Origin of the sequence: Bradyrhizobium sp. R2.2-H (assembly GCF_004346455.1) — a bacterium.
Lineage (GTDB): Bacteria > Pseudomonadota > Alphaproteobacteria > Rhizobiales > Xanthobacteraceae > Bradyrhizobium > Bradyrhizobium diversitatis.
The window spans coordinates 22,740-48,541 of sequence record NZ_SMBR01000001.1; the positions used below are offsets into that span (position 1 = coordinate 22,740).

The 25,802-nt window shown below is 64.9% G+C and carries 22 protein-coding genes; 10 read left to right on the plus strand and 12 right to left on the minus strand.

Annotation, left to right across the window (positions count from 1 at the left end; translation table 11 throughout):
- Window positions 1-246: 246 nt before the first annotated feature.
- The 5 genes from EDE08_RS00085 to EDE08_RS00105 all read right to left on the minus strand — a co-directional run bounded on the left by EDE08_RS00085 (window position 247) and on the right by EDE08_RS00105 (window position 6,858).
- On the minus strand, window positions 247-1,638 hold the full coding sequence (locus EDE08_RS00085; RefSeq protein ID WP_131866035.1) for a hypothetical protein: 1,392 nt from the start codon (window positions 1,636-1,638) through the stop codon (window positions 247-249).
- Entirely contained in the window at window positions 1,635-2,909 is a 1,275-nt protein-coding gene (locus tag EDE08_RS00090; protein ID WP_131866037.1) for a glycosyltransferase family 4 protein, read from the minus strand. Before EDE08_RS00090 ends, EDE08_RS00085 begins: the two co-directional genes overlap by 4 nt.
- A gap of 30 nt (window positions 2,910-2,939) precedes the next feature.
- Window positions 2,940-4,271, minus strand: coding sequence for a cellulase family glycosylhydrolase (locus EDE08_RS00095; protein ID WP_131866039.1), 1,332 nt, complete (start codon window positions 4,269-4,271; stop codon window positions 2,940-2,942).
- A gap of 109 nt (window positions 4,272-4,380) precedes the next feature.
- Complete coding sequence (locus tag EDE08_RS00100) at window positions 4,381-5,553, minus strand: glycosyltransferase (protein WP_245524662.1); 1,173 nt, start codon at window positions 5,551-5,553, stop codon at window positions 4,381-4,383.
- A 201-nt stretch (window positions 5,554-5,754) separates the two neighbouring features.
- Entirely contained in the window at window positions 5,755-6,858 is a 1,104-nt protein-coding gene (locus tag EDE08_RS00105; RefSeq protein WP_131866041.1) for a glycosyltransferase family 4 protein, read from the minus strand.
- A gap of 185 nt (window positions 6,859-7,043) precedes the next feature.
- On the opposite strand from EDE08_RS00105, the gene EDE08_RS00110 reads away from it, so the two are divergent.
- Window positions 7,044-7,934 (plus strand): aldose 1-epimerase family protein, encoded by an 891-nt coding sequence (locus EDE08_RS00110; protein WP_131866043.1) that lies wholly within the window; start codon window positions 7,044-7,046, stop codon window positions 7,932-7,934.
- Window positions 7,935-7,953: 19 nt separating this feature from the next.
- Here the strand turns inward: EDE08_RS00110 and EDE08_RS00115 are convergent, their stop codons facing one another.
- Entirely contained in the window at window positions 7,954-8,802 is an 849-nt protein-coding gene (locus tag EDE08_RS00115) for an MBL fold metallo-hydrolase (RefSeq protein WP_131866045.1), read from the minus strand.
- 74 nt (window positions 8,803-8,876) lie between these two features.
- Entirely contained in the window at window positions 8,877-9,671 is a 795-nt protein-coding gene (locus EDE08_RS00120; protein WP_131866048.1) for a transglycosylase SLT domain-containing protein, read from the minus strand.
- Window positions 9,672-9,849: 178 nt separating this feature from the next.
- On the opposite strand from EDE08_RS00120, the gene pgm reads away from it, so the two are divergent.
- From pgm to EDE08_RS00140, 4 genes are all read left to right on the plus strand, one after another.
- Complete coding sequence (gene pgm / locus EDE08_RS00125) at window positions 9,850-11,496, plus strand: phosphoglucomutase (alpha-D-glucose-1,6-bisphosphate-dependent) (RefSeq protein ID WP_131866050.1); 1,647 nt, start codon at window positions 9,850-9,852, stop codon at window positions 11,494-11,496.
- Between the two features lie 289 nt (window positions 11,497-11,785).
- Complete coding sequence (locus EDE08_RS00130) at window positions 11,786-12,835, plus strand: aromatic ring-hydroxylating dioxygenase subunit alpha (protein ID WP_131866052.1); 1,050 nt, start codon at window positions 11,786-11,788, stop codon at window positions 12,833-12,835.
- Between the two features lie 4 nt (window positions 12,836-12,839).
- A complete protein-coding gene (locus EDE08_RS00135; protein WP_131866054.1) occupies window positions 12,840-13,592 on the plus strand; it encodes a GntR family transcriptional regulator in 753 nt (250 codons plus the stop codon).
- Window positions 13,593-13,603: 11 nt separating this feature from the next.
- The gene (locus EDE08_RS00140; protein WP_131866056.1) at window positions 13,604-14,584 is read left to right on the plus strand and encodes a PDR/VanB family oxidoreductase; all 981 of its coding nucleotides are present in this window, start codon (window positions 13,604-13,606) and stop codon (window positions 14,582-14,584) included.
- A 203-nt stretch (window positions 14,585-14,787) separates the two neighbouring features.
- Here the strand turns inward: EDE08_RS00140 and EDE08_RS00145 are convergent, their stop codons facing one another.
- Both EDE08_RS00145 and EDE08_RS00150 read right to left on the minus strand, forming a co-directional pair.
- On the minus strand, window positions 14,788-16,749 hold the full coding sequence (locus tag EDE08_RS00145; protein WP_131866058.1) for a putative bifunctional diguanylate cyclase/phosphodiesterase: 1,962 nt from the start codon (window positions 16,747-16,749) through the stop codon (window positions 14,788-14,790).
- Window positions 16,750-17,089: 340 nt separating this feature from the next.
- Entirely contained in the window at window positions 17,090-17,455 is a 366-nt protein-coding gene (locus tag EDE08_RS00150) for a nuclear transport factor 2 family protein (protein WP_131866060.1), read from the minus strand.
- A gap of 104 nt (window positions 17,456-17,559) precedes the next feature.
- On the opposite strand from EDE08_RS00150, the gene EDE08_RS00155 reads away from it, so the two are divergent.
- The 3 genes from EDE08_RS00155 (at window position 17,560) to hemC (ending at window position 21,035) form a co-directional block, all read left to right on the plus strand.
- On the plus strand, window positions 17,560-18,150 hold the full coding sequence (locus EDE08_RS00155) for a TetR/AcrR family transcriptional regulator (RefSeq protein WP_131866062.1): 591 nt from the start codon (window positions 17,560-17,562) through the stop codon (window positions 18,148-18,150).
- Between the two features lie 253 nt (window positions 18,151-18,403).
- On the plus strand, window positions 18,404-20,029 hold the full coding sequence (locus EDE08_RS00160; protein WP_131866064.1) for a GMC family oxidoreductase: 1,626 nt from the start codon (window positions 18,404-18,406) through the stop codon (window positions 20,027-20,029).
- Between the two features lie 25 nt (window positions 20,030-20,054).
- A complete protein-coding gene (hemC, locus tag EDE08_RS00165) occupies window positions 20,055-21,035 on the plus strand; it encodes a hydroxymethylbilane synthase (RefSeq protein WP_207912875.1) in 981 nt (326 codons plus the stop codon).
- 272 nt (window positions 21,036-21,307) lie between these two features.
- Here the strand turns inward: hemC and hemE are convergent, their stop codons facing one another.
- Entirely contained in the window at window positions 21,308-22,342 is a 1,035-nt protein-coding gene (gene hemE / locus EDE08_RS00170) for a uroporphyrinogen decarboxylase (RefSeq protein ID WP_131866066.1), read from the minus strand.
- Window positions 22,343-22,448: 106 nt separating this feature from the next.
- Here hemE and EDE08_RS00175 point away from each other — a divergent pair, with 106 nt between their 5' ends.
- Both EDE08_RS00175 and EDE08_RS00180 read left to right on the plus strand, forming a co-directional pair.
- On the plus strand, window positions 22,449-22,664 hold the full coding sequence (locus EDE08_RS00175; RefSeq protein WP_165935713.1) for a hypothetical protein: 216 nt from the start codon (window positions 22,449-22,451) through the stop codon (window positions 22,662-22,664).
- Window positions 22,665-22,838: 174 nt separating this feature from the next.
- The gene (locus EDE08_RS00180) at window positions 22,839-24,749 is read left to right on the plus strand and encodes a diguanylate cyclase (protein ID WP_131866070.1); all 1,911 of its coding nucleotides are present in this window, start codon (window positions 22,839-22,841) and stop codon (window positions 24,747-24,749) included.
- Window positions 24,750-24,755: 6 nt separating this feature from the next.
- Here the strand turns inward: EDE08_RS00180 and EDE08_RS00185 are convergent, their stop codons facing one another.
- Window positions 24,756-24,974, minus strand: coding sequence for a SlyX family protein (locus EDE08_RS00185; RefSeq protein ID WP_131866072.1), 219 nt, complete (start codon window positions 24,972-24,974; stop codon window positions 24,756-24,758).
- Window positions 24,964-25,731 carry an oxygen-dependent tRNA uridine(34) hydroxylase TrhO gene (gene trhO / locus EDE08_RS00190; protein ID WP_131866074.1) on the minus strand — a complete coding sequence of 256 codons (768 nt, stop codon included), beginning with the start codon at window positions 25,729-25,731 and terminating at the stop codon, window positions 24,964-24,966. The genes EDE08_RS00185 and trhO overlap by 11 nt, the downstream gene beginning before the upstream one ends.
- Window positions 25,732-25,802 lie beyond the last annotated feature (71 nt).

The following is a 25,802-nucleotide window of genomic DNA, read 5'->3' on the forward strand; positions in this document are numbered from 1 at the left end:
AGTGCGTGAAGTCGGCAAAGGGTTGTGCAGCGTCCGCAATCCTACGGAGTGTCATCCGCTCTTTTTGAAACTTCTTGCACAGAACGATTGCAGATGCCGTTTCTATGGGCGATTAAAGTGTGGGATATACCCGGGAGGGTTGTGGTGGTGCGGTGATGGTGCACGCACCCGCTGCGGCAGCTGGTAGCGAGGCCGATTCCGTCTCGGACGTCGGATCTGATTTGGCAGGCTTGCGGGTGCGGCAAATCAGCCGCGGCGAGCCAGCATGAGAAAGTCCCCGCGCCATGCGATGATCGCCGTTGCGATCGCGGCGATCATGATCTTGCCGGCGAGCCATGCCGCGGGCTCCGTCGGCATCGAACCGAGCGATCCGATCAGGATCGCGGCCACCAGCGCCTGCATGACCAAGGACCAGCGCGGGAATGCCTCGAACCGCAGCGTAGGACCGAGCGCGACCAGAATCGTTGCGAGGGTGGCGAGCGAGGCACAGCCCACCGCCGCTCGCGGCGACAGACCGGCCGACACGGCGACCAGGGAGAGGGCGACAACGAGGGCGAGCTGCCCGGCGGCGACCAGGACCAGCCTGGTCGCCAGCTTCTCGAGGTGGGGGACAACGGCTATCGTCGCCTGCAAATGGGTATGCAGGAAATAGAAGGCGGCGATCGCCGGCGCCGTCGCCAGGAATCCATCCAGGCTCTCCCGGGGCACCAGGATGCGCGCGGCATCCGGAATGAAGCCGACCAATCCGCCGAGTAGCACGAGGGTCGTGCAGATCATGAACTCGAACATGCGGCGTGCAGATTGCACGGATTTTGTGCCGGTCCCGTGCTCGAAATCGTTGACCACTTCGGGATAGCTCACGGTGTGGATCGCTGCATTGAGGACCCAGAAGGGACGTTGCAGCAGGTCGAGCGCGATCGAAAATCCGGCGCCAGCCCCCGTCGGACCCAGCCGGCCGATGACGATGACACGGAGCAGCACCGGCACCGACAGATGGATGACCGACGCGCCTGCGGCGAGCATGCCGTAGCGGGAGAAATCCTTCCAGTCGGCGAGCATCGTTCGCAGCGAAGCGCGCTCCAGGGGGGTGCGATAGGCCACCAGCCCGGCGAGAAGGCCCAGCATGTGGCCGGCGGCAACGCCGAGCAGCGTCGCTTCGGCCGTTCCGGAGATCGCTGCGCCGGCGACGGCCGCGGTCAGAAGGGCGGTGGCACGAAACGCAAGAAGAAAGGACGCGATGCCCAGCCGATCGGACAGGCGGACCGACAGGAAATAGAGATCGGTCAAGCCCTGGAGCACGGATATGCCGAGGCCCAGGGCGACGATCCCCGTCGGGAGCTCGCTGGCCAAGGATGCGCAGCTCCCGACAAGGACGAGCGCGCCCGCACTCGACAGGCCCGCCGCAAGCAGCGACCACCTCAACCGAGCCGCTTCGTTCTCCTTCGCTGCCGCCAGAAAGCGCAGTCCGGCGAGTTGCAGCCACTCGAACATCAGGACGCAGAGCAATTGGCTCGAGGCCAGTGCCAGGGAGAAATTGGTATAGTCGGCGGCGGGCAACAGATGACTGATCGCGAAGATCAGGATGATCGCCGCGGCGCTTTGATAGACGTAGCCCGCCATCGCCAGGAGGCGTGTCATCTCGGAATGAGGCGCCCCTTGCCGATGGTCCGTCCCAGCGGCGCCTCGGCCGTTGCTGCGTGCAAGCGCGACATCCGTTTCTCGCGCAATTGCTCATACAGGTTCTTGTATGAAGACAGCACGTCGGCAAATACCCATTTGTTGGTATCCGCGATGAGGCGCCGGCTGATCTCGTCGATCTTGTGCGGATCCGCCGCGACTGCGAGCATGCTGCCGGCCAGGGATTGCGGATCGGCTTCGGTCAGCCAGCCCGTCACGCCGTGCTCGATGACCTCGGGCATGCCGCCAAAGGGCGTTCCGAGCAGCGGCCTGCCAGCCGCCTTGGCGTCTGCGACGACGAGTGGACCCGGGTCGTGCCAGATGGATGGCGCGATCACCACATCGACCTGCCTGTAGAAATCGTCCGGCGCCACGAAGCCCATGAACTCTATTCGCGCATCCTGCGAGAGGCCCCGGAGGCGTCCCTGCTCCTCGTCGCTGACCCGGCCGGCGATCATCATGCGGACGCGATCGCGGGGCAGCAGGGCAAGTGCGCGCATGAGGTTGTCGATGCCCTTTTCCTCCGTGAGGCGGCCTATGAACCCGAACGTCACTTCAGTGGTGCAGATCGGACGGGGATAGGGCTCACGCGGCGGCTCGGTCGAGGCGTTGCGGATCACGGTACGGATCGGCGTCTCGGTGAACATACCCATGTCCGTATGAATGGACAGGACGCGCTCGCTCACGCCGACCACGGCACTGAGCCAATGCGTGGCGCGCTTGCGATGATAGCTCAAGATTCCGCAACTCGTGCAAGTGTGCTCGCAAGACCGTCCCTTGTCGAAACGCGAGCAGCGCGGACAGGTCAGATAATAGTCGTGAAGCGTATGGAGCACCGGGACGCCGAGCTGGGCGGCAACGCGCCAGATCGCGGTGGTGAGACCCGACAAATTGTTGGAGTGCAGGACGTCCGGCTTGAAGGCCCGGACTCGTTCCGCGATCAGGGGCGCCTGCATCTGCCAGTCGTCGATCGCGTGCCAGATACTGCGCAGTGCGACGTTTTTCTGTTCGGTGAAAGGCAGATAGATGTTCTGCACCGGCGCGGAATAGATGTCGATGCCGTTGCAGGATTCGCGAGCCTGCTGGGGCGCCGGTGCGGCCCGTATCACCTCGACCTCGTCTCCGCGCTGCACCAGGCCTTCGGCGAAACGTCGCGCGAAGACCTCTGCACCGCCAACGATCTTTGGTGCCTGAGGTGTCGGATAAAGCGTGGACGTCAAAAGAACTTTCATCGCGTAACCTCGTGTTTTGCAAATTCACGCCTACCGCGCCGGCCGTATCTCCAGGGCGGGAATGGCACCGTTGTTGACTGCAATAAGAACCGGTGTGCTCGAAACCGGAATCCAGGCCCTGGACGCCGGTCTTGCCGCCGAATCGCACGGCATCGCAAAGGTTGCTCCTTCCTGATCCTCCTTGAGCCGGATTTCGTAACGTCGGTCCGGGGCCTCGGACCAGACTGCAATTCTGCCGCCGGAAGCCGTTGACGCATTGATCGACACGACGCCGCCGGCGAGTTCTCCTCGCTCGGCACTCAGGCTGGAGCGGATGAAAGCCCAGGCGCCCTGGGCCGCACAGGCGACGGGTTTTGGCGAGTTGTCGAAACGGTAGAGGCCGAAATTGTCCTCCAGCTCCGATGGATTCCTGCCGCTGTCCTTGAGCTCATAGAGCCAGATGCCCTTGAGCCAGCGTCCCGCGGTCGCCGCCCACAGGATGAGCTGTGCCGTATTGTCGGCCTGCGCCTGTTCGCTGACGCCGCATTTGTTGGTGGCCGTGGTCCAGCCGGTCTCGGTGACATAGATCGGGAAGTCGGCGTTTCCGCTCGCCTGACTCACGAGCCGATGGAACGCGGTGAGCCGATCGATGATCTCGGCGGAGGTGCGTTTGCTTGGGCCCATGCAGAAATTGTAGAGATGGATCGAGGCTCCGTCCGCGTACTGGAGAATGCCGGTTCGCAGCATCTTCTCCGTCCATGTCCAGCCCGGATCGTCGCCGAGCGCCCCGACCAGGAAAGGCGCATTCGGCGCGACCCGCTTCACCGCCGGGCGTGCGGCCTCCGCGAGCGCCAGATAGTTTTCCGGTGAGAACGCGGCATCTTTCTTTGCCGCCATGTTCCATTCGTTCCAGAGCTCGAACAGCGGGTGTTGCGCCACGACTGATTGCGCCGCGGCTGCAGCATAATCGGCGAAGCGCTGCCGGGCTTCGTCGGTCGTCGGTGGTGACGAATTCGGAACGAGATGATGGCCGAACGCAAGGATCAGGAGCGGGCGCGCGACGCCGGATTTGACCTGCGCCTCCAGCCTGCCGAGTCTGGACGTGAAGCCCATCCGGCGTCCTGCCGTTTCGAAATCGGACCAGGGGAAGTCGTCGCGGAAGGAATTGAGGCCGAGTTGCTTGATCTGGGCGACGTTCTCTGCTGGCACGTACCCGCGCGCGCTCACCGGCCCGCCCAGCCCCTGATGGGTGCCGACACCCAGCAGGAATCGGGCATCGAGCGGTTGAGCGTGCTGAGCGCAGGCCGGCACCGACAGAAGAATGGAAGAGATGAAGCCCGCGAGGCGGACAGTGTCGCGAATCAAGGTGCGTGGGCGTGTCATGGTCTAGGTCATGCTCACGCGCGATACACCGGCGGTGACACCAGACCGGGCTTGGTGGATCGCCAGCGCGATCTTCGGCATCTGCGAGGGCAATCGCGCATGTTCATCGTCACTTTGAGAGATCCGATTGCAGCCCCGCCTTCGTTGCGATCGGTGTCCGGTCGTCCTGAAGGAGCTCGGCATAGACCTGCTGCAATTGTCCATGCGTCTTCTGAACGTCATAAAGCTGCTTGAACCGGTCGTAGCCGCGCTGCCCCAGCACCTTGAGATCGAGATCCAGTGCTCGCCGGAAACCGTCGACGAGCGGCTGGACGGCGACGGGCTCGCACAGCACGCCGGTGACGCCATCGACGACGATCTCGGGCAATGCGCCGCTGCGGAACGCCAGAATGGGCTTGGCTGCGCGCATCGCCTCCAGGGCAACGAGGCCAAAGGCTTCCCATCGTGATGGGATTACGACGAGGTCGGCGGCCTCGAGCTGGGTCTCGATGGTTGGGCGGTCCAGCCAGCCCAGCAGGGACACGTTGGAGGGGACGGCCGGCCCTTCGTATTTGTTGACGACGGAGGCGCCGACCATGCGGACGTCGAGGACATCCTCGAGCGAGCGAGCCGCTTCGATCAGGAGATCAAAGCCCTTCTGCCGGTCCAGACGACCGATGAAGAGGACCTTGACCTTCTTGGAAGTCCATTCCGCCGCAACGGGCTGCAGCGTGCGGCTCTTCGAGATGCCATTGTGGACGACGGTGAGGCGGTCGGCGGGAATTCCGGCGCGGACCGCCTCGTTGAACTCGTCGCCGGAGATGCAGATGATCCGGTCCGAGGTGCGCGCGAGAAGGTTCTCCGCCGCCTTTGTCACCACATGACTGAGGCGGCCGGTCTCGCGCGAAAACGCCCAGCCGTGCGGACAATAGACGACGCGCGGTCCGTCCGAGCGGGCCGCCAGCGCGGGCCTGAGCACGAGGCCCGCAAACGAGGAATGCAGGTGCACCACGTCCGGCCTGAACGCATCCAGCGCCTGCATGCTTGCGCGCAGCATCTGCAATAGCCCGGCGATGCTGCGGCCGGATCGCTCGAATGTCGTAATCTGATTGTCATCGACGGCGGCGAGATCGCGGCGATGATCCGAGGGAACGACATAGTGCACGTTCTCGGCGCCGAAGCTCGCCTGTTGCTGCGGATGTAACTCATTCAGGTAGCTCGCAATCCCGCCACGAATCGTCTCGGCGACGTGCAGCACCTTCATCGTCTGTCTTGCATAAGGCTGCGTCGGAGAGCCGGGCATCGTGCATCCTCGTTCTGAGCTTCACTGCTGGCGGAACAGTTCATCGAATACGTAGCGATATTGGGGCAGCGATGTGGTGTTGTTGCGCCGCGATAGCTGCAAGAGCGAAAAAAGTTTCTCATGGAACTGTGCAGGGAAGCCGCGAGTTGCAAATGGTTTGTGCAAGAACCATTGCGCGCAATAGGCGAGCTGCGCCGAGCTTCAGGCAGCGTTGGCGATGTGCGCCGGTCGTGCGAGGTGATCGAGCAGCGCCTTCGCCGACTTCTTCCACGAATAGAAGGCAAGGCGATCCTGCTGCCGCATGCGTTCCTGGTCCGAGATCGCGCCGATTGCCAGTCTTTCGAGCATCAGCTGCTTCAGCGCGTCGGCATCGGTGGCGCGAAAATACGCAGCCGCGTCACCGCACGTCTCCACGACGGCGTCAGCCGTCGAGGCGATGACCGGACAGCCGAAGATCATGGCCTCGAGCGGCGGTACGCCGAACCCCTCGTAGAGCGAGGGAAACACGAATGCCGATGCATGCGCATAGAGAGCTGCAATCTCGCTGTCCGTCAGACGCCCGGCAAGCAACAGGCCGGAAACCCCTTCGCCCGAATTGTCCTGAAAGACCTTGCTGTTATCGCCTCCGACGATGACCAGCGGAACGTCGGCCCGGTCGAGCAATTGGACGGCGCGAATCGCTACGGAGAGATTCTTGTTCTTGGTCTTCGAGCCCACGAACAGAAAGAATTTCTGCGGTTGAATGCCCAGGCGCGCAAGGATGCCGGGGTCGGGCTTCGTGGCGGCGAAGTGTTCGGCGCTGTTGGGGAAGACGGGAATGTGTGGTGCCGATAGATTCAGCACCTCGGCAAGTTCTCTGCGGGAAAATGCCGACACCGTCGCGATGGCTGCGTGGCGGGCGAGCAGCCGCCCCATTGTGCGATGAACGGTCAAGTAGCGCCAGTTGAAGAAGTCGGGTCTGCGAAAGACCTGGGCGTCGTGGAGCACGACGATGTGGTCGCGATGGAAGACGGGGCCGGAATTGGCCAGGCTGATCAAGCGGCCTCCGGCCGCGGCGCGCGCGAGATCGATCTGATCCCAAGCGTGCCCATGCAACCGGCCGACGGCGCGAATCTTGATCCGATCGAGTTGAAGGGTCTCGCTTGCATCCGCTGGCGTCAGCAACTGCCACTCCGCGTTGCGCAACGAGGCAGGAGTCTGCTCCGACGCCAGCAGCACGTCGATCGCCTTGACCATTTCAGCGGCATAACGCTGAACGCCGGTGAGCTTTTGCGACAGAAAGCGGCCGTTGATGAAGAACTTCAATTGGCTACCACGGGATTTCATCGGCTTCAGGTCGGATCGGCCTCGGGGAGACAGACGGTGATTGTGCCAACAGAGCAATCGTTGGGTACGGAAATATGACGCAGCGCTCGATCGGCGCCAAAACGTTCGAGTTGGATGGCCGGCACTGCCTTGCTGCGGGTGGGTTGGGGGTGTAGACGTCTCGCATGAGCGACGATACCTATTCCCTCCGCAGCGGCTCCCTCACGGCAACCATCAAGGCGCACGGTGCCGAGCTCTGCTCGCTGAAGGACGACAGCGGCATCGAATTCGTCTGGCAGGCGGGGCCGGAATGGCCGCGTCACGCGCCGCTGCTGTTTCCGATCGTCGGGCGCCTCGCCAACGACGAATTGCGCCACCGGGGCAAGACGTATCGGATGACCCAGCACGGCTTTGCCCGCGACAGCCGCTTTTCGTGGGCGGAACGCGGCGAGAGCCGCTGCTCCCTGGTGCTCGATGACAGCGAGGCGACGCGCGCGCTCTATCCGTTCGCGTTCCGGCTCACGGCCGCCTATGCCATCGACGACACCGGCCTCGATCTGACGTTCACGATTGCCAACACCGGCAAGGAGGAATTGCCGGTCTCGCTCGGTGGTCATCCCGCCTTCAACTGGCCGCTCCGGCCCGGTATGGCAAAGGAGAGTTATGCGCTGACTTTCGCGCGCGCGGAGGCGTCCCCCGTCCGCCGTCTCGATGGTGGACTGCTGCGGCCGGCAGCGGAGCCGAGCCCGGTCAAAGGCAACTCGCTTCCTCTGTCCCAATCCCTGTTCACCGACGACGCCATCATCTTCGACCGGATCGAGAGCACGTCGGTCCGCTATGCCGCGGGGCAGGGTGTATCGACCGGCCCGTGGCTGGAAATGTCCTGGCGCGGCTTCCGCGAGCTCGGCGTCTGGTCGAAACCGTCAGGTGCGCCGTTCCTCTGCATCGAGCCGTGGCGCGGCCATGCCAGTCCCGCCGGCTTCGACGGCGAGTTCACCGACAAGCCGGGCCTGATGCACATTGCGCCGGAGGCGCAAGAGCAATTGTCGTTCCGGATCGAGGTCGGATCGTCCTGAGGCCGGACGGCCGATGGTCTCAGACCTCGATCCGCGTGAGATCCTCGCCGAGCACGACCGGCCCTGAATAGTCCTGCCGCACATCGTCAAGCAGCGCCTTCAGCATGGTGTCGTCGGTGCGCGGCCGGTGATGGGTCAGCGCGAGCTTCCTGACGCCGGCCTTGGTCGCGACCTTGCCGACCGTGTCACCACAGGCGATCGTGTATTTCGCAAGGCGGCGGAGGTGCTCGTTGTTGATCTCTGGGGTGGCGAGAAAGCAGCACTGGACCAGCAGGTCGGCTCCCTGTGCCAGCCGCTCGAGCCCGGGGCAGGGGACGGTGTCGCCGGAAATCGCAACAACCTTGCCCTCCGCTTCGAAGCGGTAGCCGAGACACATCCAGCGCGCGAGGAAGGCCGGCGGCATGTCGAGGCCGTCGCCATGCGAGACCGGCTCGGCCCTGATCTTCCAGCGGCCGGTGTCGAGAACAGGACCCGGTACGATGTCAGCTGCGACGACAGGCTTCCAGCCGCCGAAGGCGGGCTCGCCCTTATCCCTCCAGGTGATGTCCTTGTCGTAGACCTGCGTGATCAGCGTGCTGACGAGCCGCTCGGTATCCGGCGGTCCATAGATGCGCAGCTCGTCCTTGCGCCCGTGCATCCATGAATTCAGCATCACATCGTAGAGGTCGCCGATGTGGTCGAAGTGATGGTGCGTGAGAAAGACCGTGTTGATGGTGCCGAGCGGCACGCCGGCCTTGCTGAGCTGCACCACGACGCCGCGGCCGGCGTCGAACAGGATGTTCTCGTCGCCGAGCCTGATCAGCGTGGTGGTCGCCATCCGGCGAGGGTCCGGACGTGGTCCGCCGGTGCCGAGCAGTATGACCTCCATGAAGCGACCTCCAAGCATACACTTTTGCGACACACAGTAGATGCGGAGCTTGCGGCGGAGCAAGCCGGAGGCCGTCAACGCGATGCGACGCGCTTCCATCTGGCTTCGATGCGCGCCTTGATCTGGCTGATCCGGGCCTCGTGTGCGGCCCAATAGGCGCGGCTGGCGGCCGCGGTGCCCTGACGATAGCGGGCATAGACCGTTTTGGGCTGCACCGGCATCTTCGCGCGGCTCGCCGGTTTTGCCGGAGCCGCAGCAGCGACCGGGGGCGCCGCATCGGGGGCAGCCGCAGCTGCGGTCCCTGCCGGCATCGCGTTCATGGCGAGGAGACGGTTGCGGGCTCGGTTGCAATAGACCTGCGACCGGGCGGTCATCTCTTCTTCGCCATGGCCCGCCCGATACTTCATCAGGGCGCGGCAGAGATCGCCGCCCGCCAGGTGCCAGGCCCGGCTGAGATAAAGCACCCCGTAATGGATATTGACGTCCAGTTCCGCGAGTTCCGCATTGCTTCCGCGGAATCCCAGCATCGCCGCCGTCTCGGGCCGCACCTGCATCACGCCGATTTCGCCAACGCTGCCGATGACCGCCGGGTTATAGCCGCTTTCGACAAAGACGACGGCTTCGGCGACGTCGGCCGGCAAATTGGTCTTTGCGGTTTCTCTCTCGATGATCTTCCGGATCATGGCCCGGGATGACGGCGTTTCGCCGGCGCCGAGTTCAGCCCCGACGCTGGAGATCGTCGATGTCGTGCGCGGCCCGTCGATATCGCCGTCGCTCGCATGTGCGCCGTTCGAGGCCGACAACAGCAGGGCGACCGCCACGTGCGTCCACGTTGCGCCGAGATTGAAGCGTGCCCGATCCCACAGCATGGCTCTGTCATAGAGCTCCGGAGTTAACAAACCGGCCATTGGCGCGCGGTCACTGCCGCGCGCGGGCGCTCACCCCCAGGGAACGCCTTCCTCGTCGCGCGTGTTGTGGCCTTGGCGCGGGCGCGGCCGATGCTATGGTGTCCCGCTATTTCCGTGACGACAGGACGAGGATATTTCAGTGGCTGATGTTCATCCCGCGGCGGGCAAACAGGCCTCGCCAGACGCGCTCACCAATATTCCACGGCTGGTGACGGCCTACTTCGCAGGCAAGCCCGACGCATCGGATCCGGCGCAGCGCGTGGCGTTCGGCACATCGGGCCATCGCGGCACCTCGTTCAAGAACACGTTCAACGAAGGACACATCCTCGCGACCACGCAGGCCATCTGTGACTACAGACGAGAAAAGGGGCTGACGGGTCCCCTTTTCATCGGCATCGACACCCACGCGCTGGCCGAGCCGGCGCTCGTCAGCGCCGTCGAGGTGTTCGCCGCCAACGGCGTTGATGTCATGATCGACAAGGACGGCGGCTACACGCCGACCCCCGTCATCTCGCACGCCATCCTCACCTACAACAAGGGCCGCGCCAGCGGCCTCGCCGACGGCGTCGTCATCACGCCCTCGCACAATCCGCCGGAGGACGGCGGCTACAAGTACAATCCGCCGCATGGCGGCCCCGCTGACACCGACGTCACGGGCGTGGTCGAGAAGCGCGCCAATGCCTATCTCGCCGATGGCCTCAAGGACGTGAAGCGCATCGACTATGCCAAGGCACGCAAATCCGCGAACGTCCACGCCTGTGACTTCATCACCCCTTACGTCGCCGATCTCGGCAACGTCGTCGATCTCGACCTCGTCAAATCCGCCGGCGTCACCATCGGCATCGATCCGCTCGGCGGTGCCGCCGTGCATTACTGGCATCCGATCATCGAGCGCTACGGCCTGAAGGCCACGGTGGTGAACGAGGCGATCGACCCCACCTTCCGCTTCATGACGGTGGACTGGGACGGAAAGATCCGCATGGATTGCTCCTCGCCCTACGCCATGGCGAGCCTGATCGCGATGCGCGACCGCTTCGACGTCGCCTTTGCCAACGACACCGATGCCGATCGTCACGGCATCGTGACGCGCACCGGCGGCCTGATGAATCCGAACCATTATCTGGCGACCGCGATCTCCTATCTGTTCGCGCACCGCCCGCATTGGGGCAAGGATGCCGCGATCGGCAAGACCGTGGTGTCGAGCTCGATCATCGATCGCGTCGCGAAAAAGCTCGGCCGCAAGCTGGTGGAGACGCCGGTCGGCTTCAAATGGTTCGTTGACGGCCTCCTCACCGGCGGCTTCGGCTTCGGCGGCGAGGAGAGTGCAGGCGCCTCGTTCCTGCGTCGCGACGGCACGGTGTGGACCACCGACAAGGACGGCATCATCCTCGGCCTGTTGGCTGCCGAGATCATGGCGAAGACCGGCCGCGATCCCAGCCAGCTCTTCGGCGACCTCACCGCCGAGTTCGGCATGCCCCATTACGCGCGCATCGACGTCGCCGCGACCGGGCCGCAGAAGAACATCCTGAAGTCCGTCACGCCCGAGCAGCTCGGCCTGAAGGATCTCGCCGGCGATCCGGTTCGCGCGACGCTGAGCAAGGCGCCCGGCAACGGCCAGCCGTTCGGCGGCATCAAGGTGGAGACCGACTATGGCTGGTTCGCCGCGCGGCCGTCGGGGACGGAGGACGTCTACAAGATCTACGCCGAAAGCTTCCGCAGCACCGAGCACCTGAAGAAGATCCAGGAAGAGGCGAAGGCGGGGCTGGCGAAGGTGTTCGGGGCGTAGCTGCCCTAAGAGCAGAACAAGATCACATGCGTTCACGATAGGTCGTCATGCCCGGGCTTGTCCCGGGCATCCACGTTCTTCGTACCGCGTGGCAACGCGTGGATGGCCGGGACAAGCCCGGCCATGACGCTGTTGAGGCGCGAGTGCCTACGCTCGCAGGCCTCGTGCGGTGAGGCTGTATACCGGATACTCATCAAAGGTAATTTGGTAAGGAAATTCAGGCTTGTGCGGCCTATCCTCCGCTGATATTGTATACATAACGTATTCATAAACCGTGGGAGTGAGACCAATGACAAAACCCTTCCCCATGAACGCCTGGTACGCCGCCGCCTGGGACGCCGACGTCAAGGCGGCGCTGCTGCCGCGGACGATCTGCGGCAAGCATGTCGTGATGTACCGCAAGGCTGACGGCACGGTGGCCGCGCTGGAGGATGCCTGCTGGCATCGCCTTGTCCCGCTGTCCAAGGGCCGGCTCGAAGGCGACACCGTCGTCTGCGGCTATCACGGCCTGAAGTACAATGCGCAGGGGCGCTGCACCTTCATGCCTTCGCAGGAGACCATCAATCCGTCGGCCTGCGTGCGCGCTTATCCCGTGGTCGAGCGTCACCGCTACATCTGGCTCTGGATGGGCGATCCCGCGCTCGCCGATCCCGCGCTGGTGCCGGACATGCACTGGAATCACGATCCGGCCTGGGCGGGCGACGGCAAAACCATCCACGTCAATTGCGACTACCGCCTCGTGCTCGACAATCTCATGGACCTCACCCACGAGACCTTCGTGCACGGCTCCTCCATTGGCAACGACGCGGTCGCCGAGGCTCCGTTCGACGTCACCCATGGCGAGAAGACGGTAACCGTGACGCGCTGGATGCGGAACATCGAGCCGCCACCGTTCTGGGCCAAACAGCTCGGCAAGCCCGGCCTCGTCGATCGCTGGCAGATCATCCGCTTCGAGGCTCCGTGCACCATCGCGATCGACGTCGGCGTCGCGCCGGCCGGCACCGGTGCGCCGGAAGGCGACCGGTCGCAGGGCGTCAACGGCTTCGTGCTCAACACGATCACGCCGGAGACCGAGAAGACCTGTCATTACTTTTGGTCCTTCGTGCGCAATTACCGCCTCGGTGAGCAGCGCATCACCGCCGAGATCCGCGAGGGCGTCTCCGGCATCTTCCGCGAGGACGAACTGATTCTGGAAGCGCAGCAGCGGGCGATGGACGAGAACCCCGATCGTATCTTCTACAATCTCAACATCGACGCCGGCGCGATGTGGTCGCGCAAGCTGATCGACAAGATGATTGCCAAGGAGAATGCGCCGCAACACCTCCAGGCCGCGGAGTAGGGACATGGCCGAGCGCGAGGTGGACCGCTCAGTCTCGCAGACTGTGAAGGCGCAGCTGGCGCTGCGCGACCAGATCCTGTCGGGGGCGTTGCGCCCGGGCGAGCGCATCTCCGAGCTTCAGGCGGTGGAGACCACCGGTGCCTCGCGCACGCCGGTGCGCATGGCGCTGGTGCGGCTGGAGGAGGAGGGCCTGCTCGAGGCGATCCCTTCCGGCGGCTTCATGGTGAAGGCGTTTTCGGAGCGCGACATTTCCGACTCCATCGAGCTGCGCGGCACGCTGGAAGGCCTGGCTGCGCGCTTTGCGGCCGAACGCGGCGTCTCCGCGCGCGAGCTGGAGCCGCTGAAGGAATGCCTTGCGGCGATCGACGAATTGCTCCGCCAGGTGCCGATCTCGGTCGATGCCTTCTCGTCCTATGTCACGCTGAACGCGCGCTTCCACGCCGTGCTCACGGAATTGTCGCGCAGCCCGCCGCTGATCCGCCAGATCGACCGCGCCTCGGCGCTGCCGTTTGCCTCCCCGAGCGGCTTCGTGATGGCGCAGTCGGCGCTGCCGGAGGCGCAGCAGATCCTGATCATCGGGCAGGAGCACCATCGCGTCGTGATCGACGCCATCGAGAACCGCGAAGGCGCGCGCGCCGAGGCCGTCATGCGCGAGCATGCGCGGCTCGCGGTGCGAAACCTGCGGCTCGCGCTGCGCAACCGGACCCATCTCGACCTCTTGCCGGCGCTCGCGCTGATCAAGACCGCAACCGATTGAGGGCAGTCACCATGCGCTTCATCGAAACTTGGATTCCTGCAACGCTCGTCACGACCCGCGACCTTGCGCCCGGCATCCGCGAATTCCTGATCAGGCCGGATCAGCTTGACGTCACGTCCTATCCGGTCGGCAGCCACATCAATGTCAGCGTCACCATCGACGGCCAGCCGGAGACGCGGTCTTACTCGCTGGTCGGCGAGGCCTCTCCGCACGGCTTCAGAATTGCGGTGCGCCGCACTGATGATTCCCGCGGCGGCTCCCGCTACATGTGGTCCCTGCAGCCGGGCGCGCGGCTCGACATCACGCAGCCTGCCTCGCTGCTCGCCGTGGACTGGACGCGGCAGAACTACTGCCTGATCGCCGGCGGCATCGGCATCACCCCGATCCTCGGCGCGGCGCAGGCGCTGGCGCGCCGCGGGTCGGATGTCATGCTGCACTATGCGGTGCGCTCGCGCCGCGAGGCTGCCTATCTCGACGAGCTCGCCGCGATGCTTGGTGATCGCCTCGTCGTCCACGCGAGCGATGAAGGCAGGCGGCTCGATCTCGACGCGCTGTTCGCCTCATTGCCGCAGGCAACGCTGGCGCTGTTCTGCGGCCCGATGCGGCTGCTGGACGCCGCGCGCCATGCCTGGATCGGCGCCGGCCATGCGCTCCCCGATCTCCGCTACGAGACCTTCGGCTCCAGCGGCACGCTGCCGACCGAAGCGTTTCGCGTGCGATTGAAGGACTCGAATATCGAGCTCGAAATCCCGCGTGAGCGTTCGATGCTGGACGTGCTCAACGCCAGCGGCCATGACGTGATGTTCGACTGCAAGCGCGGCGAATGCGGTCTGTGCGCCATCGACGTGGTCGAGGTCGACGGCGAGATCGACCACCGCGACGTCTTCTTCAGCGATCACCAGAAGCATAGCAACCAGAAGATCTGCGCCTGCGTCTCCCGCGCCCGCGGCACCATCACGGTGGACACGCTGCTGCGGGCGGACGCGGTCTGAGCAAGTTCTGTCGTCTGCTGGGAGCAATGGACCGCGCCGCGGTCTCCACCTCTCCCGCTTGCGGGAGAGGTCGCGCCAAAGGCGCGGGTGAGGGCTCTCTCCTCTGGGAGAATCCCGCCGTGGAGACACCCTCTCCCCAGCCCTCCCCCGCAGGCGGGGGAGGGAGCACACCGGCCCCGTAGCGGCACTGATCTTCAAAGCCCCTACGCCGCGTAAGTCGCCCGATACTTCTTCGTATCCAGCAACGCCATCACGCCATTGGCCGACACCGGCCGGCTGATCAGATACCCCTGCACCTCGTCGCAACTGATCTGGCGCAGGCATTCGAGCTGGTCGGCAGTCTCGACACCCTCCGCCACCACGCCGATCCGCAAATCGCGCGCGAGCCCGATCACCGATTTGACGATCGCGGCGCAGTCCGGCTGCACCAGCATGTCGCGGATGAAGGACTGGTCGATCTTGATGCGGCTGAACGGCAGCTTGCGCAGGTACGTCAGCGAGGAAAAGCCGGTGCCGAAATCGTCCAGCGCCACCGTGACGCCGAGCTCCAGCAGCGCGTTCAGGACCGTCGCGGCCGAGCCGTATTTCGACAGCAGCATCGATTCCGTGATCTCGATCTCGAGCCGGTGCGGGGCGATCCTGGCATCGGCGAGCGCCTGCACGATGATCTGGAGGATGCCTGTGTTGTGAAATTGCGCTGCCGAGAAATTGACGGCGACCCTGATGTCTTCCGGCCACTCGGCAACACTTGCGCAGGCGCGGCGAACGACCCATTCGCCGATCTCGTGGATCAGCCCGGTCTCCTCCGCGATCGGGATGAATTCGCTTGGCGGCACCAGCCCGCGCGAAGGATGCTGCCAGCGCAGCAGCGCCTCCAGGCCGGTGATCCGGTCGGTGCCGAGATCGAGGAATGGCTGGAACACCAGGAACAGCTCGTTTCGCGCGATCGCACCTTCGAGGTCTGATTGCAGCGCCTTGCGGTCGCGGGACAGCCTGTCGTCGGCTTGTTCGAAGAAGCACACCGTGCCCGGCCCCGCTTTCTTGGCGCGGTAGAGCGCCGTGTCGGCGTTCTTCATGATGTCGAGCGCGGTGTTGCCGTCGCGCGGCGCCAGCACGATGCCGACGCTGGTCGCGCCGACGATCTGGCGGCCCTCGATCTGGAACGGTTCGGTGAAGGCCGCGACGAAGCGCTCGGCGATTTCGAGCGCATCCTCCGGCCGCGCCAGATTGGCCATGACCAGCGCGAACTCGTCGCCGCCGATGCGCGCGACGTGCTCGGCCGCACGCGTGCAGCGTTGCAGGCGGCTTGCAACCTGGACCAGGAATTCGTCCCCGGCGGGATGACCGAACTGGTCGTTGACCTCCTTGAAGCGGTCGAGGTCGAGCAGCAGCACCGCGAATTCCTCCCCCGACAACGCCAGCCGCTTGAGCGCCGCATCGAGCGTTTCGTTGAAGGCGACGCGGTTGGGCAGATGGGTGAGGGGATCCAGCCGCACCGTGCGCTCGGCTTCGATCTGCCGTATCACGCGCCGCGCGAACGCGAACGAATTGACGAACACGCCGCGCAAGAGGACGCTGCCATAGACCACGACGAGAAAGGCGATCAGCAGGAAGGCCAGGTCGCCGTTCCTGCCGAGGCAGATCGCGATCCCGACGAAGATGGGGGCCGTGAAAGCGATGGCCGCGATCGGGATGGTGGCGAAGGCCAGTGCGCCGCCGGCCAGCATGCCCGAGCACAGGCAGGTGATGACGAGCTGGCCGCCGGTCGAAGCCTCGGCGAAGAAGGCCACCGGAACGATGCCCCAGGCGGTGCCGAGGATGAAGGCGTTGCGCACCAGCCGCTGCATCGCGCGACGCGAGACGAATTGCGGCTTGGTGATGCGGCGCGCCGCCCGCGATTTTAGCCCGAAAGCGATCGCGGCGCCGGCGACGGTGACCGCCCAGATCAGGGCCGGAATCTTGGCCGGCGACTGCCAGAGTGCGATGGCGAGAACGATGGCGTTGCAGGCATTGGCGAGCATGATGCCGACCGAATAGCCGAGCACGAGCGACATCTGTTCGGCCCGGATATGTCCGGCCACGGCCTCGTCGGTTGCGGGACCGCCAAAGGCCGACAGATCGCCGGCGAACAGCCGTGCGACATAGTTGGTCGTTTGAGTCCGCATGCGATGGCCTAGCAGCACCGGCCGTTGTCCGGCTCGATCGAGAGAATTCGTTGCAAACCTTTGACGAACTATGAATTATCCACCCTGATGGCGATCCCCGCGATCACTTCTCGGTGGCAAAGCTCGCATATCGATAACAAATCGATACAAATGCGGCGGCCGTCATTGCGGTTGCGACGGCGGAAAGCTCCAACGAAAGATGCTTGCCACTTACTCTGCTGTCATGCCCCGGCTTGACCGGGCATCCAGTACGCCGCAGCCTATCGGTTAAATCACGACCGTCTCGGCGTACTGGATCGCCCGGTCAAGCCGGGCGATGACACCGGTGTCCGGAGTGGAGTCATCGCCCCAACTGCTTCGGGTCGTAATAGAACCGCTCCTCGATCAGTTCATCGCCTCGCCAAATCTGCCACGCGATCTCGTCCAGCGTTCGCGTGACCCCTTCGGCATTGGTGAAGCTGAACCTCCAGCGCGTCGCCACATGGTCGCCCTCAATCAGGCTCGGCCCGATACGCACGGCCTTGACCGTTTTGAACGCGGCCAGGACGCCACGCTCCTTCGCCGCCAGTTTGTCCCGCCCGACCGTCGGCGCGGCATCGTTTTCGTAGGTCGCGGCGTCGGGCGCGCAGAAGTGTTCGATCGCGCCGACGAAATCGCCATCCTCCACCCGCTTTGCAAAGGTCTCGACGATGTCGCGGCTGGGCATGGGACCACCACCTTAGAAATAAAACCGACTTATGGTCGGTAATTACCGACCCGTGGTCGAAAAGTCAATTGGCCGCCTGCCGCGAATTCGGCTAGACGAGACTCATGGCGAAACAGGCGGAGCGGCGCGCAGCAACAACCGAAGCGATCCTGACGGCGGCGCGCCGTCTGTTCGGGACGCAAGGATTCGCAGCCACCACCATGGACGAGATCGCCGAGGCCGCCGCCGTCGCCAAGGGAGCGGTCTATCATCACTTCAAGACCAAGGAGGCGGTGTTCGAAACCGTGTTCGACCAGGTCTCGCGCGACCTCGTTGCCGAGATCGACCGCACTGCACGGGCCGAGAAAGACGTGCTCGCCGCGATGGTCGCCGGCACCCAGCATTACTTTGCGGCGACTGCGAAGGGCCCGACCGGCCAGATCATTTTGCGCGACGGTCCCGCCGTGCTCGGCTGGGAACGCTGGCGCGAGATCGACGCCAGGCATTTCGGCGGTAAGCTGCCGCGCGCGATCGCGGCAGCGATGGAGGCCGGCCTGATCGCCCGCCAGCCGGTCGAGCCGCTGGCGCGGCTGCTGCTCGGCGCAGTCACGGAGGCTGCGGTCGCCTGCGCCGGACGGGCCGACATCGCAAGGGCTGGTGCGGAATATGCCCGTGCGTTCAAGTCACTGGTCGAGGCGCTGCGCGTCAAGCCATGATTGTGCTAATGCGGACTGAGTGACGTGGGCGGTATCGACGCCGCACTCGGATCACCTCTCCCGGGAGAGGTCGGATCGCATCGAAGATGCGATCCGGGTGAGGGGTTGCGGTCTCACCTGCCGTTGCGGCCCCTCACCCGGATTGCTACGGACGATGCTGCGCATCGCCGCGCGCAATCCGACCTCTCCCCGTTGGGGAGAGGTGAAGTGACGACACAGGAAACGCCCACACCAACAAGAAGAACAGTAGCGCATGAACGCAAATTCCTCCCTCGCACCGTCAGATCCCGAATTCGACTACGTCATCGTCGGCGCCGGCTCCGCCGGCTGCGTGCTCGCCAACAGGCTGTCCGCGAGCGGCAAGCACAGCGTGCTGCTGCTCGAAGCCGGCCCGAAGGATTCCAACATCTGGATCCACGTCCCGCTCGGCTACGGCAAGCTGTTCAAGGAGAAGACGGTCAACTGGATGTACCAGACCGAGCCGGAGCCCGAGCTGAAGGGGCGCCAGGTGTTCCAGCCGCGCGGCAAGACGCTGGGCGGCTCGAGCTCGATCAACGGCCTGCTCTATGTCCGCGGCCAGCACGAGGACTATGACCGCTGGCGCCAGCTCGGCAACGCCGGCTGGGGCTATGACGACGTGCTCCCCTATTTCAAGAAGGCCGAGAACCAGTCGCGCGGCGCGGATCAGTATCACGGCGCGGGCGGTCCGCTGCCGGTGTCCAACATGATCGTGACCGATCCGCTGTCCAAAGCCTTCATCGACGCCGCGGTCGAGACCGGCCTGCCCTACAATCCTGATTTCAACGGCGCCACGCAGGAGGGCGTCGGCCTGTTCCAGACCACGACGCGCAACGGCCGGCGTGCCTCGACGGCGGTGGCCTATCTCGGACCCGCCAAGACGCGCGGCAATCTGAAGATCGAGACGTCCGCGCTCGGCCAGCGCATCCTGTTCGAAGGACGTCGCGCGGTCGGCGTCGAATACCGGCAAGGCGCGGCGTTGCGCCGCGTGCGGGCGCGGAAGGAGATCGTGCTGTCGAGCGGCGCCTACAACTCGCCGCAGCTGCTCCAGCTCTCCGGCGTCGGTCCTGCCGATCTCCTGAGCAAGCATGGCATCGATGTGGTGCTGGACGCAGCCGGCGTCGGGCGCGATCTCCAGGACCACATGCAGGTCCGCATCGTGATGCGCTGCTCGCAGAAGATCACGCTGAACGACACCGTCAATCATCCGCTTCGCCGCACCATGGCCGGCGCACGCTACGCGCTGTTCCGCAAGGGTTGGCTGACGATTGCGGCCGGCACGGCGGGCGCGTTCTTCAAGACCAGCCCGCGGCTGGCTTCGCCCGACATCCAGGTCCACTTCCTGCCGTTCTCGACCGACAAGATGGGCGAGAAGCTGCACGATTTCTCCGGCTTCACGGCGTCAGTGTGCCAGCTCCGGCCCGAGAGCCGCGGCTCCTTGCGCATCAAGAGCGCGGACCCGACCGTGCCGCCGGAGATCCGCATCAACTACATGTCGACCGAGACCGACCGCACCACCAACGTCGAGGGCCTGAAGATCTTGCGCAAGATCCTGAACGCGCCGGCGTTGAAGCCGTTCGTTGTCAGCGAGTACGATCCCGGGCCGAAGGTATCAACGGACGCGGAGATACTGGATTATTGCCGCGAGCGCGGCAGCACCATCTATCATCCGACCTCGACCTGTCGTATGGGCAACGACGCGCTCGCGGTGGTCGATCAGCGGCTGAAGGTGAGGGGGCTCGACGGCCTTCGCATCGTCGATGGCTCGATCATGCCCGATCTCGTCTCGGGGAACACCAACGCGCCGATCATCATGATCGCCGAAAAGGCCTCCGACATGATATTGGAGGATGCGCGCTGAGCACGCGTCCCGGATGGAGAACGACTTGGCTACACGACTCAGGATCGGCACCCGCAAGAGCGCCATGGCGCTGGCGCAGACGGAAGAAATCGCGCGCCGCCTGGCCGCCGCCGTGCCCGGTCTCGATGTCGAGATCGTCAAGTTCGACACCACGGGCGATCTCGACCAGACCAGCAAGCTCCTGCCGCATGGCGGCAAGGGCGGCGCCTTCGTGGCGCAGATCCGCGCCGCCGTGCTGTCGGGTGAGCTCCAGGCGGCGATGCATTCGCTGAAGGACATGCCGGGTAACGAGGATACGCCCGGCCTCGTCATCGGCGCCACGCTGTCGCGCGATCCGCCGAGCGATGCGCTCGTGCTGCGCGACGGCGTGACCCTCGAGGCGCTGCGCCGGTCCCGCGGCAAGGGCTTCAAGATCGGCACGAACGCGGTGCGCCGAGCGGCTTATGCGCGGCGGTTGTTTCCCGATGTCGAGGTCATCCACTTCCGCGGTGCTGCCGACACGCGCGTGCGCAAGCTCGACAATGGCGAGAAGCAGCGCCTGCCGGATGGCGGCGCGGTGGGGCCTGCGGATGCGCTGATCATGGCTCGTTCGGGCCTCGATCGCGTCGGCCTGTCTCATCGCGTGGCCTATGAGTTCACCGCGGCGGAGATGCTGCCGGCGGCGGGGCAGGGCATCGTCGCCGTCGAATGCGCCGCGCAGGACTGGCAGACGCGGCAGATCCTGTCATCGATCGACGATCCCTCCACGCACGCCTCGGCCGATGCCGAGCGCGAGGTGCTGTGGGTGCTCAACGGCCACTGCAATTCACCGGTAGCGGGCTTCTCGACCATCACGGGCGATCGGATGTCGCTCGCCGCCTCGGTGCTCGACCTCTCCGGCAACACCATCATCGAAGCCTCGCGCACCGGGCCGGCCAACCGTCCGCGCGAGCTCGGCCGCGCGGTGGGACTGGACCTGCTGGCGAAGGGTGCGGAGGAGATCATCGAGCGCAGCCGGCCGCGGTAAGCCTGCCGAAATCACGATCTGCGAGCATGCCATCCTGCGCCTGTTTTGCCCGACAAGTCAAATGCACAGGCGAATCATGCCCGCTTAATATTTTCAACGACTTGCCTACTGTGCATGGGGTTGTTTTCGCACTTTTTGTAAGACCCGATCACAACGACTCGTCATGCCCGGGCTTGTCCCGGGCATCCACGTTCTTCGTGTCGCATGGCAAGGCGTGGATGGCCGGGACAAGCCCGGCCATGACGACGTGGGTAGACGGCTTGTCTTGTCCCTCAGCCCCGCACGCGCCTGATCATCTGCTCGACATGGGCGATCGGCGTTTCCGGCTGGATACCGTGGCCGAGATTGAAGATCAGCCGCCCGGCGGCAAAATTGGCCAGCACGTCGTCGACCGCGCGGTCGAGCGCGGCACCGCCTGTGATCAGCACCAGCGGATCGAGATTGCCCTGCACGGCGACCCTGCTTTGCACGCGCTCACGGATGAAGGCCGGCTCCGCGGTCCAGTCGATGCTGACCGCATTGACGCCGGTTGCCTCGACATAGCCGGGCAGCAGTGCGCCGGCCCCGCGGGGGAAGCCGATGATCTTTGCGTCCGGCACCTTGGCCCTCACGCCCTCCACGATGCGCCGCGTCGGCTCGGTCGACCAGCGCGCGAACTCGGCGGGCGGCAGCACGCCGGCCCAGGTATCGAAGATCTGTAACGCGTCGGCACCGGCGGCGAGCTGTGCCAACAGATATTCGATCGAGCTGTCGACCAGCACGTCGATGATCTCAGAGAAAGCTTCGGGATGACGGTAGGCCATCATCCGCGCCGGCGCCTGGTCCGGCGTGCCGTGGCCGGCGATCATGTAGGTCGCGACCGTCCAGGGCGCGCCGCAGAAGCCGATCAGCGCGGTCTTCGGGTCCAGCGCGCCGCGCACGATCTTCAGCGCTTCGAACACCGGCGCGAGCTTGCCGAAATCTGCGCGCGGCGCCAGCGTCGCGACCTTGGCTGGATCGTCCAGCGGCTCGAGCCGCGGGCCCTCGCCGACCTCGAACCGCACCTCACGTCCGAGCGCATAGGGGATCACCAGAATGTCGGAGAAGATGATCGCCGCATCGAAGCCGAACCTGCGGATCGGTTGCAGCGTCACCTCGGCGGCAAGCTCCGGGTTGAAGCAGAGATCGAGGAAGCCGCCTGCCTTGGCGCGCACCTCGCGATATTCCGGAAGGTAGCGCCCGGCCTGACGCATCATCCACAGCGGCGGGATGGTCTGGCGCTGGCCGGAGAGCACCTCGATGAATGGCTTTTTTGCAGACTGGGGCACGAATGGTCCTGAAGCAGGTTATCGCCCCTGATACACCGCCGCGGCCTTCAGCGGAACAGGGGAACCTGTGCAATCGGACCGCGTTGATCAGTCAATGGAGGAGATCATGGCTGAGACATTTAACCCTGCGCCGCACGACAAGCATGCCGACGATCTGCACGAAGCCCTTGCTGCCGACCGGCAATCCAAGCTCGACGCCGGGCTGAAGGATACGTTCCCGGCTTCCGATCCCGTGAGCGCCGCGCAGCCGACGCCCTCGAAAGCCGATGCGGATGCCGACCATCCCTCGCTCTGGGACAAGGTTAAGGCCATCTTCAGCTAGCAGCGGCGGGCGCGCCGGATTCCGACAGGCTTGCTAATGCCTTGTTAGCGATGCGTTGATCGTTGCGTCCGTAGGACTACTGGAAGCGGGTCGATCGCCATGTATTCCGGTAGCGATTTCAGGGTTCCCTAACAGAAGCGGCAGAGTTTCCGGTCGACCGGAGGACACTGCCGCATGAGCGCTGTTACCCAACGAGCTGGATCGAGCCGCCTGCCGCTGCGCGCGGCGGCGTTCGTCGTGCTGACCTGCGCGACCATCCTCGGCGTCAGCGGTTGGCGCGAGTGGGCGACACGCGACGCGGTGCTCAAGGTTGCAGAGACGGAGATGGCGAACGTCGCCCGTTCGCTGACACAGCATGCCGAGGACAGCCTCGATCTCCTGGATTCCGGCGTCGTCGGCGTCGTTAGCCGGCTGGAGATGGATGGCACTGCGCCGGCCACGGTCGCCAAGATTGGACACCTCCTGGAGGCGCGCAAGAAGGCGATCGCGCGTATCCACAGCCTCGACATCATCGACGATCAGGGCAACTGGCTGATCTCGCCCGGTACGGTCGGCTCGACCCTCAGCGATGATGCGTTCTTCCGACATCACCAGCTCTCGCCGAAGCGCGATGCCTATGTCGGCCGTCCCGTGAAGAGCCTGCTCGATGGTGAATGGGTCGTCCCCCTGTCACGCCGCTTCGACAAGCAGGACGGCAGCTTCGGCGGCGTGGTGCTCGCAACCATCAGCTCCGGATATCTTTCGCATTTCTACGAGCAGTTCGACATCGGCCGCAACAGCTCCGTGACACTGATGCATGGCGACGGCATGATCCTCGCGCGCGATCCCGGCAACGAGCAATTCGTCGGACGTAGCGTCGCTGACACGCCTTTTTTCCGCGAGCCTAGCCTGCAGCGGCCGAGCGGCGCCCATCACTTCAAGTCGCCGCTGGACGGCGCCGAACGTGTCAGCTTCTTCAATCGCAGCAGCCGCTTCCCGCTTCTTTTGGTTGTCTCGATCGATGAGGACGAGCTGCTCGCGCCCTGGCGTGCCGCGGCAATCTCTCGCATGCTCTACGTGCTCGCGCTGGTGACGCTGATCGCAGTCATCGGCGGCGTGCTGGTGCGGCAGTTGCACCGGGGCCAGCGCATGGCCGTCGCGCTGGCCGAGAAGGAGGCGCATTTCCGTCTGCTCGCCGAAGGCTCCAGCGACATGGTGACGCGTATCGGCCTCGACGAGCGGCTGCGCTATGTCTCGCCCTCGTCGGTCCGCGTCGTCGGCTGGCGCGCCAATCAGCTGATCGGCACGCCGGCTCTTGCGGGCATCAATCCGGAGGATCTGCCGGAGGTCCAGGCGATCGTCGACGCCATGAAGCGTGGCGAGAAGGAGGAGGCGCGTTTCACCTATCGCAGCGCGCACCGGCAGAACGGCGAAGTCTGGCTCGAATCGACCATGCGGGTTACCCGCAAGGGTAACGGCAACGTCGATGGCGTGGTCGCGATCTCGCGCGACATCACCGAGCAGAAGAGGCTGGAGACCAGGCTGGAGACGCTTGCGATCGAGGACAGCCTCACCGGCCTTGCCAATCGTCGCCGCTTCGACGAGCGATTGAAGGAGGAGTGGGCGCGCGCCTATCGCGACCGCTCCAGCCTCGCTTTGCTGATGATCGACGTCGACCACTTCAAGGCCTACAACGATGAATATGGCCATCCCGCCGGCGATGCCTGCCTGCGTCTGGTCGCAAGGATCATCGCGGCCGAGACGCAGCGCGCCGGTGATCTGGCGGCGCGCTATGGCGGCGAGGAGTTCGCCGTGCTGCTGCCGAACATCGACGCCGCCGGCTGCGCCCGGATCGGCGAGCGGATCCGCAGTGCCATTCGCGAGGCCGGCCTCGTTCATAGCACCAATCTGCCGGCCGGATGCGTCACCGCTTCGGTCGGCGGCGCGACCTGCCGGCCGGCGCTGGAGCGCACGGCGGGAGTGGCCTCGCTGGTCGAAGCTGCCGACCGGGCGCTCTACGCCGCCAAGGACGCAGGCCGCGACCGCCTGGTGATGTCCGGCGAGGTCATGAACCTGAACTTGCTGCCCAAGGCGTCCGGCGAGTAAGACCGATCAATAATGCGGCGGACGCTCGTTGGCGTGCCCCGGCGCATTTGTCTCGGCCTCCTGGAGCCGCTCGTTGAGCTGCGCGATCTGCCGCGTCAGCGTGTCGATCTGTTTCCACTGTGCGGTGATGGTCTGGTTCAACGTCTCGATCGTGTCGTCCTGGTAGGCAAGGCGCGTCTCCAGCGTGTCGATGCGCTCGCTCAGCGTCTTGATCTCATTCGTCACGGCCGTGCCCCTTGTCCCGTTCGCGCAAACCGTGGCCGAGCGCCAAGCGCTCGTCGAACACGAAGCATTCGCCCCGCCAGCGGCTCTCCGCCTCGGGCACCTGCTCGAGATATTTGAGGATGCCGCCTTTGAGGTGATAGACCTCTGTAAAGCCGCGCGCGAGCAGATGCGCGCTCGCCTTCTCGCAGCGAATGCCGCCGGTGCAGAACATCGCAATCCTGCGGTGTTTGGCCGGATCGAGCTCAATTGCGGCAAAATCCTTGAACTGGCCGAAGCTCTTGATGCCGGGGTCGATCGCGCCCTCGAACGTTCCCATGGCCACTTCGAAGGCGTTGCGGGTGTCGAGCAGCAGCGTGTCGGGCTTCGCAATCAGCGCATTCCACTCGGTGGCATCGACATAGGTGCCGACCTGGCGGGTCGGATCGGCAGTCTCGTCACCGAGCGTGACGATCTCCTTCTTCAGCCGCACTTTGAGCCGCCCGAACGGCATCGCCTCCGCGGTCGAGAACTTCAATTCGAGCTTGTTGAGCCTGCCGCCGAACATGTCACCGTGTGCGAGTTCGTGGGCGAAGCGATCGATCGCCTCCGGTGCACCGGCGATCGTGCCGTTGATGCCCTCCTGCGCCAGCAGCACGCTGCCCTTCAGCGCGAGACCAGCGCAGAAGGCGCGCAACGGCTCGCGCAGCTCGCGGTAATCGGGGAGGGCGACGAATTGATAGAAGGCCGCGACCTTGGCGGCCGAAGTCGGATCAGACATGGCGGCTCGTTTAGCAGGCGGCAGCCATCCGGAAAACCCGCATGGCTGCCGGCGTCGAGAACTCCATACGC

Excerpts from the sequence above, each read along its gene's own strand:
- EDE08_RS00085 (WP_131866035.1), bottom strand. The coding sequence starts at position 1,638 with ATGACACGCCTCCTGGCGATGGCGGGCTACGTCTATCAAAGCGCCGCG.
- EDE08_RS00090 (WP_131866037.1), bottom strand. The coding sequence starts at position 2,909 with ATGAAAGTTCTTTTGACGTCCACGCTTTATCCGACACCTCAGGCACCA.
- EDE08_RS00095 (WP_131866039.1), bottom strand. The coding sequence starts at position 4,271 with ATGACACGCCCACGCACCTTGATTCGCGACACTGTCCGCCTCGCGGGC.
- EDE08_RS00100 (WP_245524662.1), bottom strand. The coding sequence starts at position 5,553 with ATGCCCGGCTCTCCGACGCAGCCTTATGCAAGACAGACGATGAAGGTG.
- EDE08_RS00110 (WP_131866043.1), top strand. The coding sequence starts at position 7,044 with ATGAGCGACGATACCTATTCCCTCCGCAGCGGCTCCCTCACGGCAACC.
- EDE08_RS00115 (WP_131866045.1), bottom strand. The coding sequence starts at position 8,802 with ATGGAGGTCATACTGCTCGGCACCGGCGGACCACGTCCGGACCCTCGC.
- EDE08_RS00120 (WP_131866048.1), bottom strand. The coding sequence starts at position 9,671 with ATGCTGTGGGATCGGGCACGCTTCAATCTCGGCGCAACGTGGACGCAC.
- EDE08_RS00130 (WP_131866052.1), top strand. The coding sequence starts at position 11,786 with ATGACAAAACCCTTCCCCATGAACGCCTGGTACGCCGCCGCCTGGGAC.
- EDE08_RS00135 (WP_131866054.1), top strand. The coding sequence starts at position 12,840 with ATGGCCGAGCGCGAGGTGGACCGCTCAGTCTCGCAGACTGTGAAGGCG.
- EDE08_RS00140 (WP_131866056.1), top strand. The coding sequence starts at position 13,604 with ATGCGCTTCATCGAAACTTGGATTCCTGCAACGCTCGTCACGACCCGC.
- EDE08_RS00145 (WP_131866058.1), bottom strand. The coding sequence starts at position 16,749 with ATGCGGACTCAAACGACCAACTATGTCGCACGGCTGTTCGCCGGCGAT.
- EDE08_RS00150 (WP_131866060.1), bottom strand. The coding sequence starts at position 17,455 with ATGCCCAGCCGCGACATCGTCGAGACCTTTGCAAAGCGGGTGGAGGAT.
- EDE08_RS00155 (WP_131866062.1), top strand. The coding sequence starts at position 17,560 with ATGGCGAAACAGGCGGAGCGGCGCGCAGCAACAACCGAAGCGATCCTG.
- EDE08_RS00160 (WP_131866064.1), top strand. The coding sequence starts at position 18,404 with ATGAACGCAAATTCCTCCCTCGCACCGTCAGATCCCGAATTCGACTAC.
- EDE08_RS00175 (WP_165935713.1), top strand. The coding sequence starts at position 22,449 with ATGGCTGAGACATTTAACCCTGCGCCGCACGACAAGCATGCCGACGAT.
- EDE08_RS00180 (WP_131866070.1), top strand. The coding sequence starts at position 22,839 with ATGAGCGCTGTTACCCAACGAGCTGGATCGAGCCGCCTGCCGCTGCGC.
- trhO (WP_131866074.1), bottom strand. The coding sequence starts at position 25,731 with ATGTCTGATCCGACTTCGGCCGCCAAGGTCGCGGCCTTCTATCAATTC.